Origin of the sequence: Thermonema sp. (assembly GCF_026003375.1) — a bacterium.
GTDB lineage: Bacteria > Bacteroidota > Bacteroidia > Cytophagales > Thermonemataceae > Thermonema > Thermonema rossianum.
In genome coordinates, this window is sequence record NZ_BPHD01000002.1 from 1 (window position 1) to 16378 (window position 16378).

General features: G+C 52.8%; 12 protein-coding genes, 1 tRNA gene and 1 pseudogene. 4 read left to right on the top strand and 10 right to left on the bottom strand.

The features are described 5' to 3' along the window. The 9 genes and pseudogenes from QVE43_RS05025 to QVE43_RS05065 all read right to left on the bottom strand — a co-directional run. Window positions 1–1300, bottom strand: a 1300-nt coding sequence (locus QVE43_RS05025) for an NAD(P)/FAD-dependent oxidoreductase (protein ID WP_288004846.1), incomplete at its 3' end; no start/stop codon positions are given. A gap of 11 nt (window positions 1301–1311) precedes the next feature. Continuing rightward, complete coding sequence (locus QVE43_RS05030; protein WP_288004848.1) at window positions 1312–1773, bottom strand: heme-binding domain-containing protein; 462 nt, start codon at window positions 1771–1773, stop codon at window positions 1312–1314. Next, window positions 1770–2348: a DUF3347 domain-containing protein gene (locus tag QVE43_RS05035; protein WP_288004850.1), complete on the bottom strand. Its 579-nt coding sequence runs from the start codon at window positions 2346–2348 to the stop codon at window positions 1770–1772. The genes QVE43_RS05030 and QVE43_RS05035 overlap by 4 nt, the downstream gene beginning before the upstream one ends. 89 nt (window positions 2349–2437) lie before the next feature. Further along, complete coding sequence (locus QVE43_RS05040) at window positions 2438–2776, bottom strand: hypothetical protein (RefSeq protein ID WP_157630127.1); 339 nt, start codon at window positions 2774–2776, stop codon at window positions 2438–2440. A 173-nt stretch (window positions 2777–2949) separates the two neighbouring features. Next, on the bottom strand, window positions 2950–4737 hold the full coding sequence (locus tag QVE43_RS05045) for an efflux RND transporter periplasmic adaptor subunit (RefSeq protein ID WP_288004852.1): 1788 nt from the start codon (window positions 4735–4737) through the stop codon (window positions 2950–2952). Then, window positions 4734–6779, bottom strand: a complete 2046-nt coding sequence (locus QVE43_RS05050; protein ID WP_288004854.1) for a copper-translocating P-type ATPase — start codon at window positions 6777–6779, stop codon at window positions 4734–4736. The genes QVE43_RS05045 and QVE43_RS05050 overlap by 4 nt, the downstream gene beginning before the upstream one ends. Window positions 6780–6783: 4 nt before the next feature. After that, entirely contained in the window at window positions 6784–8028 is a 1245-nt protein-coding gene (locus tag QVE43_RS05055; protein WP_288004856.1) for a TolC family protein, read from the bottom strand. Beyond that, a pseudogene (locus QVE43_RS12570) lies at window positions 8006–11840 on the bottom strand (efflux RND transporter permease subunit). The gene QVE43_RS05055 and the pseudogene QVE43_RS12570 overlap by 23 nt, the downstream one beginning before the upstream one ends. 89 nt (window positions 11841–11929) lie before the next feature. Continuing rightward, window positions 11930–12352, bottom strand: coding sequence for a hypothetical protein (locus tag QVE43_RS05065; RefSeq protein ID WP_288004858.1), 423 nt, complete (start codon window positions 12350–12352; stop codon window positions 11930–11932). 210 nt (window positions 12353–12562) lie between these two features. Here QVE43_RS05065 and QVE43_RS05070 point away from each other — a divergent pair, with 210 nt between their 5' ends. Beyond that, window positions 12563–13429 carry an ABC transporter substrate-binding protein gene (locus QVE43_RS05070; protein ID WP_288004860.1) on the top strand — a complete coding sequence of 289 codons (867 nt, stop codon included), beginning with the start codon at window positions 12563–12565 and terminating at the stop codon, window positions 13427–13429. Between the two features lie 18 nt (window positions 13430–13447). Further along, on the top strand, window positions 13448–13960 hold the full coding sequence (locus tag QVE43_RS05075; protein ID WP_288004862.1) for an NUDIX hydrolase: 513 nt from the start codon (window positions 13448–13450) through the stop codon (window positions 13958–13960). A 46-nt stretch (window positions 13961–14006) separates the two neighbouring features. Here QVE43_RS05075 and QVE43_RS05080 read toward each other — a convergent pair. Beyond that, window positions 14007–14079, bottom strand: a tRNA-Phe gene (locus QVE43_RS05080). A 100-nt stretch (window positions 14080–14179) separates the two neighbouring features. Between QVE43_RS05080 and QVE43_RS05085 the strand changes: the two genes are divergently transcribed. Both QVE43_RS05085 and QVE43_RS05090 read left to right on the top strand, forming a co-directional pair. After that, a complete protein-coding gene (locus QVE43_RS05085) occupies window positions 14180–15502 on the top strand; it encodes a (Fe-S)-binding protein (protein ID WP_288004864.1) in 1323 nt (440 codons plus the stop codon). A 70-nt stretch (window positions 15503–15572) separates the two neighbouring features. Continuing rightward, window positions 15573–16364, top strand: a complete 792-nt coding sequence (locus QVE43_RS05090) for a (Fe-S)-binding protein (protein WP_288004866.1) — start codon at window positions 15573–15575, stop codon at window positions 16362–16364. Window positions 16365–16378 lie beyond the last annotated feature (14 nt).

Here is a 16378-nt window from a genome sequence, read left to right on the forward strand (position 1 = left end):
GCTGTTGCGCTTGGGGTTTATAGCGCCGTATGATGAGACGATTGCCTTTTTCATAGGTAAAATAACTCCACATCCAGTTGAGCATGACCAGTAGTTTGTTGCGGAAACCACTGATGGCCAGCAAGTGCACCACAGACCACAGCCACCAAGCCAGACGCCCGGCCAAACGGCGCTTGCCTATGTCGGCAACGGCTTTGCGCTTGCCTACGGTTGCCATACTGCCTTTGTCATGATACACAAAAGGACGCAGGGGCTGCCCTTCCAACAAACGCAACAAGTTGCCTGCCAGATGTCTGCCCTGTTGAATGGCGGGCTGTGCCACCATAGGGTGCCCTTTGGGGTAGGCGTCGCTGAGCATGGCTGCCACATCGCCAATGGCAAAGATGCGCTCAAAGCCTTTCACACGGTTGTATTCATCGACCAACAAGCGATTGCCGGCGCCCACCACTTCCCGTGGAATCCCGCCCGGATGGCTGCCCTTCACGCCGGCGGTCCAGATGACGGTGCGTGCCCGCAATGGTTCGCGGTCTTTGATGCGCACCGTTTCGCCGTCGTAGGATTGCACCATGGCGCCCAAGTCCACATGCACGCCCAAATCTTGCAGGTATTTCAGCGCCTTCTGCCCGGCTTTTTCCGACATGCCTGCCAACAGGCGGTTGCCGGCTTCCAGCAGGTAAATTTGCATGTCTTCTTGGTGCAATTCGGGATAGTCGGCAGGCAGGATATAACGCTTGAATTCGGCAAGTGCGCCTGCCATTTCCACGCCGGCGGGTCCACCGCCTACTACCACAAAGGTGGTGCAGGCTTGTTGTTCTTGTTTATCGCAGGTATAAACCGCCTGCTCCAGATTTTGCAGAATTAGGCTGCGCATATTCAGGGCGTCCCGGATACTTTTCATGCCGATAGCATTTGCCTGCACGTCGTGCAAGCCGAAGTAGTTGGTTTCACTACCGGTAGCTATCACCAAGTAATCGTATGCAATCCACCCTATGTCGGTGATGAGGCGGCGCCTCACGGCGTCTATTTCCAAGACTTCGGCCATACGGAAATAAAAACCGGGATAGCCCTTGAAGCGCTTGCGCAGGGGCATAGCAATGCTGTCGGGTTCTATGCCCGCCGATGCCACCTGATAGAGCAAGGGTTGGAATTGATGGAAGTTGTTTTTATCGATAAGCACCACCTGAAAACGCCCTTTGGGCAGGTGTTTGATAAGATTCATGCCGGCAAAACCGCCGCCGACTACTACCAGACGGGGCAGATTGGTGTCGGGCAGGCAAACGGGTTGAGTGGGGTAAGACATAGCTGCGTTTGTTATGGTTGTGACATCAGAGATTCAAAGTAGCGAATTAAATGCCGGCGTTCAAAGGAGGTGAGACGGGCTTCCGGATGCAGAGGGGTGTAGTAGGCAGGGGGCATGCTCCGGTCTTTGATTTGCGACACAATGGAATTCAGTTTGTTGCGACGCCGCCGGCTGCTGTAATCGCTCCATAAAGAGAAGTTCAGCTCTTCACGTCCCTCATGTATATGTTTGCGCACCCAGTATTTGCCCGGCTGCAGGTGGGCATACCAAGGCAAGCGCCCTTCATAGCTGTGACAATCATAGCAGGCAGCTCGAATCAAAGCAGCAAGTTCTGCCGGTGGCTTCACTTGGCGTATGAAATCTTTGTGACGCCACTCATGCGGCGGGGGTGCCTCAACAGCAGGGGCAGGCAGCAGCTGCATGAGAAAAACGATGCCTACTGCCCCTATTATCCATTGAAGTCTACGGCTCATGGTTTGTTTATTTCTGACTCTATCCGCCCACAGGCAGGCATTTTAGCGCCCATGTAGGGATTAGCAATCTCTTCTGTGGCACTTATCCAGTAGGCTCCTTTGTTGTTGAAAGCCATGGGGCAATGTGCCCAGTAGAGTTTTTGTTCTACCCCTTGTTTTTGCAACAGGTCCTTGATGTCTTGGCTCAAGATACTCAAATGCTCCCTTTGGTGATGGATTTCATCGATGCTTTCTTGTATATGACGTGCATGCTCCATGGCACTCTCCAGAATTTCTTTTATTTCTGCTTGTCCGGCAGCCGGCTGTTGTGCATGCTCTTTCAAGGCAGCTTCCAGCTGCTTGGCGGCTTCGCCCGCCTTTTCTGCGTCGTCGGCAGCAAGTGCCCGGCTCAATGCAAGGTAGCTATCCACGATGGCAGTCGTCGATACCGGCGATGCCTTCGCTTCGTCCGTGGTAGTTTCGGTGGATTGCTTGTGTTCTTTTTCTTTTTGCTTTGTGTTGCTCTCTGCTTCCGGCTTGCATGCCGCAAACAGCAACAATCCTAACATATAAATGAATAAGTGTTTTGCTTTCATGATTTTTAGAAGTTTGGTTAATTTTTTTAATACTCGCAATCAAGCAAGAGGCGGCAGGGAGCGAAGCCCCCTGCCATACTGAGACTGTCTTATTCGGTTTTTTGACCTTCAGTTTTTGCCTCTACTTTCTCAAGCGGCATATGACACACCGGGCATTCGCCTTCTTTGTCATACATCTTGTCTTTTTCGCACTTCATGGGGCATTGATACATCACCCCGGCTTGCTGCATGTGCTCTTCATGCATGCCTTCATGGCTTTCTTCTTTGTGCATGTCTTCGTGCATGCCTTCGTGCCCTTCTTCATGCATGGGCATTTGTTCGCTTTGCTGCTCCTGTTTTTCTTCTTGTTTTTCTTGTTTCTCGCCGGAGCAGGCGGTCAGGCTCATGGCAAAAGCCACGGCAAGGGCTACTACGATTTTTTTCATCATAACTTTTTTTGTTTTTAAGGTTTAAAGATTTGAAAAAGAAATATGCTCAACACCAGCAGCCCCAACAGGATGCTGACGATTCGATGGAGCCATTGTTTCCACTGTCTGGGCGGTCGATGGTTCTGAAAGGCATCTTTGCAACAATCTTTCATAGCGAATCCATGTTTTAAGCTTTACTGACGGGGTGTAAGCATTTGTTTCACCGAACCACAGCGCAGCATTTTGCTTCCAAAATAGGGATTCCGTATGTCTTTTTCACGGCTCAACCAATAGGCGCCCTCATTATTATCTGCCATGGGGCAATGCTGCACATACAGGGTGTCTTCTGCCACGGGCAGGCGGCTTGTCCACGCAATGAAGGCGTCGGAAAGTGGCCGGAAAGCCCGGCGCATGTTTTCTATATCTTGGGCTTTGGCGATGGTTCCGGCTGCCTGCCCTATGCGCTCAGCCTGTTGCATCCAAAAGCGGTGTGTTTCGCCTTTCCACGCTTCCATAGGTACTTGTTTCAGGTGGCGCAGCATGCTTTGTGCCGCTTGGCGGGCAGCTGCGGGCTTGTCGCTTGCCAAGGCATTCTTCAATTGGTCGTAGTCGTCCAGCAGGTGGCGCAAGGCTTGCAACAAGGTTGCGGGCAAGGGTTCGTTTGTGTTGTCCGAAGCGGTGGTTTCATGCATGCCGCCATGATGATGCCCGGTGAAAGCTGCTCCCCCCTGCCGGTTCATCATGCTGGGTTTTCCGGCAAGCTGGGCTGCCGCATCGATGGCAAAGGTGCCGTAAACGGCTATCTCTTCGCCTTCTTGCAAACCGCTTTCTATTTCGTAGAAGTCACCCAAAGAAGGACCCAGCACTACCTCCCGCATTTCGAAGTAAATGCCGCTGTCATGCCGGCTCATCACATATACCACCGAGCGCTTGCCCGTCCACATCACAGCCGTTTTGGGCACCAGCAGGGCTTGTGCCGCTTGCCGGCGGGCGGCTTGCACCTCTGCCACCACCAGCATATCGGGTTTCAACTGCCCGCCGGGGTTGGCTTGCACCACCCGGGCACGTGCCACGCGGCTTTGGGGGTCCACTACCGGATCGATGTAATCGACGATGCCTTCGAAAGTTTTTCCCGGCAATGCTTGCAAATGATAGCTTACCCGCATGCCGCGCTGTATCCAGGGGAAGTCTTCTTCGTACACATCCAGCAGTACCCACACGGTAGAGAGATCGGCAATTTCAAAAAGGCTTTGCCCGGTGCTTACGTAATCGCCTACATTCACTTGCTTTCGCACCACATAGCCCGACACATTGGCAAGCACCGGAAATACCCGTTGCACGCTGCCTTCGGTTATGATGTGTTCTATCTGACGGTCGGTGAACTTCCAGCTGCGTAGTTTTTCCTTGGCGGCCGCCACCAGTGGCGAAGTGGCGCCTTGAAGGCGCACCGCCTGCAGCAATTCCTCTTGGGCGCTAATCAACTCGGGCGAATAGATATAAGCCATCACCTGCCCACGCTGCACATACTGCCCGGTAAAGTTTATCATCAGGCGCTCGACCCGCCCCGGAATGTGTGCCGGCTGTGTGGCCACGGTCTGCTCATTGACGGCCACCCGCCCATTGAGACGCAGCTGCTTGACTTGCTTCCCTTTTTCTACCTTGAAGGTTTGCACCTGCGCCAGTGCCATGGCCGTGGGTGTCATTTTTACTGCATAAGCAGGCGCTTGCCCACCATCGTCAAGCGTATTGGCAGGCACCAAATCCATGCCGCAAATAGGACATTTGCCCGGTTCGTTTTGGCGTATTTGCGGGTGCATGGAACAAGTCCAAACTTGCGCCTGCGTGTGTGCGCCCTCATCATGGGCAACAGGCGCACGGTCAGGGGCTGAAGGACTGAGCCAATAACCCGCCAACAAACCGGCAGCAAACAACAATAAAGCCAACAGGCGGCGGTCTTTCAAATATCGAAGTATGGTTTTCATGACTGATGCAACTTTACTTGTTTTTTCAATAATTGAGCATTCAAAGCAACGATAATGGTACTCACACTCATCAATACACCACCAATGGCAGGGCTTAACATAATGCCCCAGGGGGCCAGCACACCGGCGGCCAAAGGCAAGGCAAAGAGATTATAGCCGGTAGCCCACCACAGGTTTTGGCGCATCTTGCGGTAAGTAGCCCTGCCGAACACAATCAAATGCACAATGTCTTGCGGGTTGCTGTTTACCAAAATGATATCTGCTGTTTCAGCGGCAACGTCTGTGCCGGAACCTACGGCAATCCCCACATCGGCTTGTGCCAAAGCGGGCGCGTCATTTACTCCGTCGCCGGTCATGGCCACAAATTCACCTTGTTGTTGCAATTCCTTTACGATGCGCTGCTTTTCGTCGGGCAATACTTCGGCATAAAAGCCATCCAAGCCCAGCTTCTTGCTTACTGCCTCTGCCACGCGATGGCTGTCGCCGGTGGCCATGAATACTTTGATATGCATGCGATGCAGCTGCTCTACCGCCGGTTTTGACTCTTCACGCAAAGCATCTGCCAAGGCAAGGAAGCCTACCGGATCGCCGCCGTGCAACAAAAGCACCACTGTTTCGGTGCCGTCGCCTTCGACTCCGGCAGGCAGCTCGCCATATTGCTCTTTGAAGAATGCTGCATTGGTTATCAGCAGCTCTTTGCCTTCATATTCCCCCCTGATACCCTTGCCGGTTATGTTTTCCACAGCCGAGACCGCCAAGAAGGCTAAGCCCTCCTCCTCAGCTTTTTTCACTATGCCATGGGCAATGGGGTGTTCCGAATGCTGCTCCAAAGAAGCGGCCAGCTGCAACACCTGCTCTTTTGTGTAGCCGGGATGCAGGCTGTCATAACGCCGTACCCCAAAATTGCCTTTTGTCAAGGTGCCGGTTTTGTCGAACACCATCGCACTGATTTTTCTGGCATTTTCAAAGGCGGTACGATTACGAATCAGCAGTCCGTTTTGTGCCGAAAGAGTAGTAGAAATAGCTACGACCAAAGGAACTGCCAAGCCCAAAGCATGGGGGCAAGCAATAATCATAACTGTTACGGCGCGTTCCAAAGCAAAGTCGAGCGGGCTGCCGCTGCTCCACCAGGCGAAGAAAGTAAGCACCCCAACGCCCAAGGCTATGTAAAAAAGCCAGGCAGCGGCTTTGTCTGCTAAATTTTGGGTTTTGGACTTGCTTTTTTGTGCCTCTTGTACCATGGCTATGACTTTGTTCAGGTAGGTGTCGTTACCTACATGGGTAACGCGTACCACCAAAACGGCATGGTCGTTGACCGAACCCGCCGCCACCCGGTCACCCGCTTTCTTGGCTACCGGCACCGACTCTCCCGTAAGCATCGATTCGTTGACATAGCTCTCGCCTTCTATCACTTCCCCATCGGCGGGAATGCGCTCGCCGGGGCGTATCACTACCTCATCTCCTGCTTGCAGATGTTCCACTTTTACTTCTTCAAAGCTGCCATCCGGCTTGCGCCGCCGGGCAGTAGCCGGCAACAACTGGCTGAGTGCTTCCAGCGCCCGCGAAGCCCCCATGACAGACTTCATTTCGAACCAGTGTCCCAGCAGCATAATGTCAATGAGCGATGCCAATTCCCAAAAGAAAGGCTTACCTTCAACAAGTTGTAAAGCTACTGCGGTGCTGTAGAAATAAGCTACCGAAATAGCCAAAGCAACCAGGGTCATCATGGCGGGTTGACGGCGCCCCAGTTCCTGCTTCATACCTTTCAGAAAAGGAAGCCCTCCGTAAAAGAAAAGAGCCGTAGCCAAGGCGAGCTGTACATAAGCAGCCGGTGCCCATTGCCAAGACACGCCCACCCACGACTGCAACATGGGCGATAAAACCAAAATGGGAAGAGTAAGTACCAAAGAAGCCCAAAAGCGGCGACGGAAGTCGGATACCATATGGGCGTGATGGTCATGCCCGTGGTTGTGCTCCTGCGCATGCTCCTGATGATGCGCATGCTGTGTGTGGTTATCGTGTTTAGAGGTGTGTTGATTCATGATATTAGTAGGTTTGTGAGTTCAGATATTCCCAGTCGGCTTGGGCTTTTTGAAAGCGCACATAAGCCGATATTTGCTTTTTCTTGTATTCGAACAGCTGCTGCTGCACCCGAAGCACTTCCTCAAAATCGCTTTGACCTTGCCCGTAGGCTGTCAGCAACAACTGCAGGGTTGTGTGTACTTTGTCGATGTTTTCGCCATAAAGCCGGTAGTAACGGTAACTTTCCCACAGTTCAAACTGCACTTGGGCAGCTTGGCTCTGCAACTCATTGAGCGTTTGGCGCATTTCATATTCCACGCTTTGTTGACGGGCAAGGGCTTCGGCTTCGGCTGCCCGGTAGCGCTTGCCCCACAGGGGCAAAGACACCGACAGCATGGGCATGAGTATGTCGCGCCCGTTTTGCTCTACATTCATGTCCTGCCGCTTGCTTACCACCACATAATCCAAGCCTACTCCAAAGCGTGGTTTGCGCAGCAGCTTTGCCAAGGTCTGTTGTTCTGCTGCGGCTGCCTGCAGGTGCTCCAGCGCTTGTACCCGCGGGTGGGCATCCGCCATCAGGCTATCGACTGCCAACAAAAGGCTGTCAGGTGGCAGTAAGGTATCGGGCGGCAACAGGCGGGTGCTGTCCGGGCGGTTGAGCATGCGGTTGAGTTGTACCTGCCATGGATAGGCTTTTTGTTTGAGGGCTTCCAAACTAAGGCGCGCTTCCTGCAATTGCACATCCAGGCGCAGGTAGTCTGCCATGGAAGCCTTTCCCGATGCCAGGCGGCTGCGTAAAATAGGCTCATATTGCTCCAGCCACTGTACATTTTCCAATTCAATGGCATACCAAGCCTGCCACTCAAACCACGCCCAGTAGGTCTTGCTGAAAAGCATCCACTCACGGGCTGCCCCGGCTTGCCAGTATAAGGCTTGCGCCCGGGCTTCGGCAGCGGCCGCACGCCGCCCGGCTTTCAATGTGCCCCACCAAGGCAACATTTGATTGACAGACAAACGCAGGCGCTGTGCCCCCAAACGGGTTTCTACAGGTAACAAAAACCAGCCAACGCTTACAGTGGGCTCAGCCAAATAACCGGCCTGCAGGCTGCGTTGCCGGTAAGCCTCTACCATCTTACGCTGCGCTTGCAAGGCGGGATTTTGCTCTATGAGCTGCCGGCGGTAGAGCTCCGGTATTTGGGCACGAACCACCCCGGCCATCATCACGAACAGCAGTGCCAAACCGTATTTATGCATTGTTTTTGTTTTCATGTCGTTTCATTTTCAGAGATTCACGCCAATATACCAATACAGGCACCAGGAAGTAAGAGCTGATGTCGATGAGCATGCCGCCCATGGTAGGGATAGCCATGGGAATCATGATGTCGGCGCCGCGCCCGGTAGAAGTGAGCACGGGCAGCAAGGCAATGACAGTGGTGGCCGTGGTCATGGCACATGCCCGTATGCGGCGGGCTCCCCCTTCGATGACTGCCTCCTTGAGGGCTTGCATGCCGTCAGGGCGGTTCTTTTTCAAAGATTCCCGCAAATAAGTGCTCATCAATACACCGTCGTCGGTAGATATGCCAAAGAGCGCAATGAAGCCCACCCAAATGGCTACACTCAGGTTGATGGGGTGCATGCCAAACAGATGGCGAAGATTTTGCCCAAACAGGGTAAAATCGGCAAACCAGGGCTGTCCCCACAACCAAATGAGTACAAAGCCACCACTGAAGGCTATTGCCACCCCGGTGAAGACCATCAGTGCCATGGATACTTCGCGCAGTTGCAAGTAGAGAATCAGGAAAATAAGCACCAAAACCAGCGGCACAATGACGGCAAGGCGTTTTTCGGCGCGCACTTGGTTTTCATAACTGCCCGAAAATTTGAAACTCACCCCGGCAGGCACTTTCAACGCTCCTGCTGCAATGCGCTGTTCAATAGCCCGGCGGGCTGCTTCCACCACCTCCACTTCGGAAAAGCCTTCTCTTTTATCAAACAGCACATAACTCACCAAGAAGGTATCTTCACTCTTGATGGCTTGCGGTCCTTGGGTGTATTCTATTTCTACGACCTGCTCCAAAGGTATTTGTGCGCCTGTGGGTGTGGCAATCAAGGTTTTGGCAATGGCTTCGGGTGTGTCGCGCAATTCCCGCGGGTAACGCACCCGCACCGGGTAGCGCTCGCGTCCTTCGACCGTGGTGCTCAGCGGCATGCCGCCGATGGCCACTTCTATAAACTGCAGGATATCTTCCACCTTCAAACCGAAGCGGGCAGCTTCTTCACGCTTGATGCGCAGTTGCAGGTAAGGCTTGCCTATCACGCGGTCGGCAAACACAGCTTCTGCCTTCACTGAAGGCACCTGTTTGAGTATTTTTTCCAGCTCGAAGCCGAACTGTTCGATGGTTTTCAGGTCGGGACCGTACACTTTGATACCCATGGGCGCACGCATGCCTGTCTGAAGCATCACCAGGCGTGTTTCTATGGGCTGCAATTTGGGTGCGGAAGTGAGTCCCGGTATTTGCGTGCGTGCCGCTATCTCTTGCCATATGTCATCGGGCGAATGAATATGGGCGCGCCAGTTGCGGAAATATTGCCCGTTGTCGTCGGGAATAAGTTCGCCGGGCGACACGCCCGCCAGCAAGGCTTCCTCATTGGTGTAGGCTTTGCCCGAACGGGTGATGAAGCGCCCGGTTTCATCTACCCTAAACCGCATACGGTGCCCTTTCTCATTGACTACATACTCCGGCTTGTAGTTGATGATGTTCTCAAACATAGACAAGGGCGCGGGGTCTAAGGCAGACTCTACCCGCCCGGCTTTGCCCACTGCCAAGTCCACTTCCGGAATGCCGGCTACCAGCATATCGACTTGTGCGAGCACCTCGCGGTTGTGTTCCACCCCGGCATGCGGCATATTGGTAGGCATCAGCAAGAAGCTGCCTTCATCCAACGAAGGCATAAACTCTTCGCCAATACCGGGAAAAGCATGCACCATGGTACTCCACAGAGCAGTGGTGCGTATGTTCCACCCCACGGCATCGAAACCACGCGCCACCCAACCAAACAAACTTTGAAAGCCCAGCCACACCAGCAATCCCCAAAGCAGCAAGGTCGAGGGAATCGCCAGATAGATGTTTTTGTGTTCCAAACACCACGCAAGCATGGGGCGGTAATAGCGCTCCAAAAGGGCAAACAGCAGCAAGACACTGCCCGCCATCAAAGCCACCATCAACATGTTTTGCCAGAAGGGGCGCGCAGGTCCCAAGGGCATCCAGTAGTCTGCCAGCAACCACAGCACCGCAAAGACGGCAATCAGAACGGCACCATATTGGCGGTTGAAGGCTGCCACCGCAGGGGGCAGACGCTTCTGCAGGAAGGGCAGTTCCAAAAGAGCTGCGAAAAGCAAACAAAGACAGCACCACGGCAGCCCAAGTGCTTGCCACCCACCAGGAAAGCAATGCTACGGGCAGAAGCAGCAGGCGCCCCCAACGCAGTTTGCTTTTATCGAAACGTACACCAAAGAACCAATGAGCAAAAGCCGGCAAGATGAGCAATGCCACCAAAAGGGAAGCCACCAGTGCAAACGTCTTGGTATATGCCAAGGGGTGAAACAATTTGCCCTCGGCGGCTTGCAGTGCAAACACCGGCAAGAAACTGATGACGGTAGTAGCTACGGCCGTCAAGATGGCACCCGACACTTCGGCGGCGCCTTTATACACCGTTTCGCGCATGCTTTGCCCCGGCGGTGCCTGCTCTATTTGCTGAATGATGCTTTCGGAAAGCACGATGCCCAAATCGACCATGGTGCCTATGGCAATGGCAATACCCGACAAAGCCACAATGTTGGCATCGATGCCAAAATAGCGCATGGCAATAAAGCACATTAGCACGGCTATGGGCAGCAAGGAAGAAATCAGCACCGACGCCCGCAAATTCAACACCATTACTACCACCACCAATATGGAAATCAGGACTTCGAGCGTCAGGGCTTCTTCCAAAGTGCCGAGGGTTTCGTAGATGAGCGTGGAACGGTCATAAAAAGGCACGATGGTCAACCGGCTCACGCGCCCGTCTGACAGCTTCTTTTCAGGCAAGCCGGGCGCTATCTCCCGTATCTTTTCTTTTACTTTTTGAATCACCTCCAGGGGGTTGGCGCCATAGCGGGCTACCACCACGCCCCCCACCACTTCGGCTCCCTCTTTGTCGAGCAGTCCACGGCGGGGCGCCGGACCAATGCTCACCCAAGCCAGCTCTTTGAGCCGGATGGGCACCCCCTGCCGGACCGTCACTACGGCTTCTTCCAAATCCTTCACACTTTTGACATACCCCAAGCCCCGCACCAAATACTCTGCCCGGTTCACCTCGATGGTGCGGGCACCGCCGTCACGGTTCGAGCGCCGCACGGCTTCCACCACTTCTTGCAGCCCAATGCCGTAGAGCTTCAGGGCATCAGGGTTTACTTCTATTTGATACTCTTTCACAAAACCACCAATAGAAGCTACTTCCGACACGCCCTCCACCGAGTTCAAGGCATAGCGCACGTAGTAATCCTGGACGCTGCGCAGTTCGTGCAGGTCCCAACCACCGGTGGGCTGTCCCTGCTCGTCGCGCCCTTCGAGTGTGTACCAGAATACCTGCCCCAAAGCGGTGGCATCGGGTCCCAAGGCAGGCTGCACGCCCGGGGGCAACAAGCCTGCGGGCAGGGCGTTTAGTTTTTCCAAGATGCGTGCCCGCGACCAGTAAAAATCCACATCCTCGTTGAAGATGATGTAAATGCTTGAAAAACCAAACATAGAAGTGCTGCGGATGGTCTTCACCCCCGGCACGCCCAACAAGTAAGTAGTAAGCGGATAGGTGATTTGGTCTTCCACGTCTTGCGGCGAGCGCCCCTCCCATTCCGTGAACACAATTTGCTGGTTCTCACCTATATCAGGAATGGCATCCACGGGCACCGGGTCGCGTGGCAAAGCGCGCAGAAAGTCCCAGTCGAAAGGGGCTGTGAGCAAGCCCCAGCCAACGAAAATCAATAAAACAAGTACGGTAAACAGTTTATTTTCAAGGAAGAAACGAATAATAGCGTTCAGCATACGTCTGTACGTTTTGGTTGAAAGCACAAAAACAAAAGCACAGCCGGCAGGCAACAAACTACCTGCGGCTTACCAAGACGTATGCCGGTCTATATTCTCCATTGACACAAAAGGCGCAACCACTGCCTGCCCTTTCGCCGCGGGGGCGAAAAAACGGCAAGGGGCACGGGCGCCTGCAAAAGACGGCGAAGAAAAACGGTGGGAACGAAAACAACCAACAACAGCACCCACACGGGCGAAGCCAAAGGCAAGGCGGCCTGTGAAGGTGTGTAATCTTCTTTCAGCTGCAAAAGGTGCCACTCATTGGTGCAACAGGCGGCTTTCGAAAGCGCTTCGCCGGGGCAGGGGCTGTCTTCAGCTTGTATCTGCTCCATGCCGCAGCCTTCGGGCTGCACCACAATGCCCCTCTGCTCTTTTACCAGATGGCTGCCGCAGTAATGACGCCACACGCTCACGCCGGTTTGGCTGAGCAGCATCACCATGGCAAACCATATGGACAAAAAGGCTTTCATGAACAAGTGAGCATGGGGCTTGATTCCTTCGCAAAACTAAAAAATACCGGACTCAGTTCCAAAACAACAACGAAGCCAAAGCTTGCGTGTGTGCGAGTACAGCAACAAAAAAACAAAAGAAAGCTTTGTTCTTTACAGAAGCCCGGTTCCCTATTCCATTTTTTTCCTAACTTTGATAACGGTTCAATCCTCAAAATCAAAACCATAACTATGCACCGGGTGACTCGATTGATTATGATATGCTGTTGCGCGCTTTTGTTGGCAAACACAACCCAAGCGCAAACCATACGCCTGAGCGGCGACAGCTGGGAACTGACCGAAAAGCGTGGTGTGGGGCGCATTACCATCACCTATATAGAAACCCCCCTGTTTATCTATAAAAACGAAGCAGGCAAACTCAGCGGTTTGTGTGTCGATATTTTAAAAGAGTTCATCCTCTTTCTTGAAAAAGAAAAAGGGGTGCGTGTGGTGCTTTCGGTCTATAAACCCAATGATGACTTCAACATCTTTTTAAGCAATGTCATCAATGCAGAAGGCGGAGTGTTCGGCCTGGCCAACATCACCATTACCGACACGCGTAAAAAAGTGATGAAATTCACCCGCCCCTACATTAAAAACCGTGCCCTGCTTGCCTCTCATAAAGACCTGCCCACCCTTTATGACCTGAAAGACATGCCCAAGGTATTTGCCGGCTGCACGGCGTTCACCGTCCGCAACTCCACTTTCGAACAAGACCTGCTCGAACTCAAACAAAAATACTATCCCGAAATGGCGATCGAATATGTAAGTTCGGCCGCCACGCTGGTGTATAAGATAGCCGAAACGCCCAATTCTTTCGGCAAAATAGACTTTCCTTATTACGTGGAAGCCACACAAAAAGAGCTGCCCGTCAAGGTGCACCCCGTAGGCAGCACCTTCGAAGACTTCGGTTTCATCATGCCGCTCAACAGCGACTGGAAAGGGGTATGGGATGAGTTCCTCGAGCGGTTTACAGACAGCGAGTCCTACCGCCAACTGCTCATCAAACATTTTGGGGAAGGTCCTGCCGGCTTGCTTTTGGGCACTGCCAATCCATAAAAAGATAAAGATATTTTTATGCCTTATACCTATGAATATCCCCGCCCTGCCCTTGCTGCCGATATCCTGCTTTTGGGAATCGACGGGCAAGGGAAGCCTCATTTATTGCTCATTGAGCGAAAACGCCCTCCGTTTGCCGGCTGCTGGGCGCTGCCCGGTGGTTTCATGGACGAGCACGAAAGCATAGAACAAGCCGCCGCGCGCGAGCTGCAGGAAGAAACCGGCTTGAAAAACTTGGCGCTGTATCAATGGCGTGTTTGCAGCGCTCCCGGGCGTGACCCCCGCGGACGGGTAGTTTCGGTGGTGTTCTTGGGCGTCTGCCAAATGGACGAAGCAAAGGCAGTGGCGCATGATGATGCTGCCGCTTTGCAGTGGTGGGCACTCGACGACCTGCCCCCCCTGGCTTTCGACCACCGGCAAATCGTCACCGATGCGTTCGATTACTTACGAAAGCTGTCGGACAGCAGCCTGCATCATTTGCACCCGGCATTGGCTGCCTGCCGCCGGCAATGGATGCCATGGCTTCCATGAGCAAGAAAAATAAAAAAGGGCATCTGTTTGAGATGCCCTTTCGAAGTGGAACGGGGCGGACTCGAACCGCCGACACAAGGATTTTCAGTCCTTTGCTCTACCACCTGAGCTACCGCTCCGTGTTTTGTTCCGATTTGCAATGCAAATTTAGAGCAAACATTCTATATTTACAAACAATTTTATGCAAAAAATTTAACATTAAACTAAAAAACGTTGGCTATGAGTTATTTACCTCAAATTCTTTTTGTGCTCTGCTTAGGCGCAGCCGGCTATTTTATTTACCAAAGGGTGAATTTTATTCGAAAAGCCATCCTGCTGGGTAAAAAAAAGGCGGTCAATGACAGAAAAAGCGAGCGCTTCCGCCGTATGCTGCTCTTGGCTTTCGGGCAGAAAAAAATGTTCGACAAGCCCTTGGTCGGCTTCATGCACTTTGTGGTTTATGCCGGCTTTTTGATTATCAACATCGAAGTGCTGGAAATCATACTGGACGGCATCACCGGTGCACACCGTCTGTTTGCCCCCTATTTGGGCAGTGCATACAGCTGGCTCATTAACCTGTTCGAGCTGTTTGCCGTGGGCGTGATTGTTACCTGTGCCATTTTCCTCATCCGCCGCAATGTATTGAAAGTACCCCGTTTCTGGTCGGCCGAAATGAAAAAATGGCCCCGCTTGGATGCCAACCTCATTCTCATCTTCGAAATTACCCTCATGTGGTTTTTCCTTAGTATGAATGCAGCGGATTCCATTCTGCAAAGCCGTGGCGTAGAGCACTATGTGCAAGTAGGCAGCTTCTGGTTCAGCCAATGGCTGCAGCCTCTGTTTGAAAACATGGACACCTCCACCCTCGTATTTTATGAGCGTTTTGCATGGTGGTTCCACATTTTGGGCATCTTTGGCTTTGCCATTTATGTTACCTACTCCAAGCATCTGCACATAGCCCTTGCCTTCCCCAATACTTATTTTGCTTCGCTGGAGCCGAAGGGTAAAATGCCCAACATGGACGAGGTAACCAAAGAAGTGAAAATTGCCTTGGGACTGGCACAAGCAGACAACAGCCCGGCACCCGAGCGCTTCGGTGCCAAAGACGTGACCGACCTCAACTGGATTCAGCTGATGAGTGCCTTCAGCTGTACCGAGTGCGGGCGATGCACGGCCAACTGCCCCGCCAACATTACCGGCAAGAAGCTCTCGCCCCGCAAAATCATGATGGATACGCGCGACCGTGCCGAAGAGGTAGTGCGCCAATTGCAAGAAGGCAAGTCGCTTGAAAAGATTAAGGAAGAAAAAAGCTTGTACGGTGACTATATCACCAAAGAAGAAATCATGGCCTGCACCACCTGCAACGCTTGTGTGGAAGCCTGTCCGGTGAGCATCAACCCGCTGTCCATCATCTTGGATATCCGCCGCTATGTGGCCATGGAAGAAGGCGATACCCCCAACGAATGGAACATGATGTTCAATAACTTGGAAACCAGCATGTCGCCTTGGAAGTTCCCCCCCACCGACCGCTTCAACTGGGTGGAACTGGTCAATAAAGACTAAAGCGGACGTTTTACAGTCCTTTCTTCTCATTTTCAACTTCATCAAAAACTGAACTTAAAAGATTTGAATCATGAGTGAACAAATAAAAGTACCGACCTTAGCCGAATTGCAAGCACAAGGCGAAAGCCCCGAAATCGTCTTTTGGGTAGGCTGCGCCGGCTCTTTTGATGAGCGATACAAAAAAGTAACGGCCACCATCTGCAAAATACTGCACAAGGTAGGCATTAAGTTTGCCGTGCTGGGCACCGAAGAGAACTGCACGGGCGAACCTGCACGCCGCGCGGGCAATGAATTTCTGTTTCAAATGCAAGCCATCAGCAATGTGGAAACGCTGAACATGTACGGAGTGAAGAAAATTGTGACGGCTTGCCCCCACTGCTTCAATACCCTGAAAAATGAGTATCCCGACTTGGGCGGCAATTATGAGGTGATTCACCACACGCAGCTGCTGCAAGAACTGATTGACAGCGGCAAGTTGCGCATCAAGGAAGGTGGTCCCTTCAAAGGCAAACGCCTGACTTACCACGACTCGTGCTACTTGGGGCGTGCCAATGATGTGTATGAAGCTCCCCGCGAGGTCATTGAAAGCCTGGACGCCAACCTTGTAGAGATGAAGCGCTCGCGCCGTTTCGGTCTGTGTTGTGGTGCCGGTGGTGCACAGATGTTTAAAGAACCGGAAGAAGGCAAAAAGGATATCAACATAGAGCGTATAGAAGAAGCACTTGACACACAGCCCGAAGCAGTGGTTGCCAACTGCCCCTTCTGCCTGGTGATGCTGACCGACGGGGTGAAGAACAAAGAAAAAGAAGACAGCATCAAAGTGTATGATTTGGCAGAACTGGTTTGGATGTCACAAGAATAGCCCTCCTGCTTGCC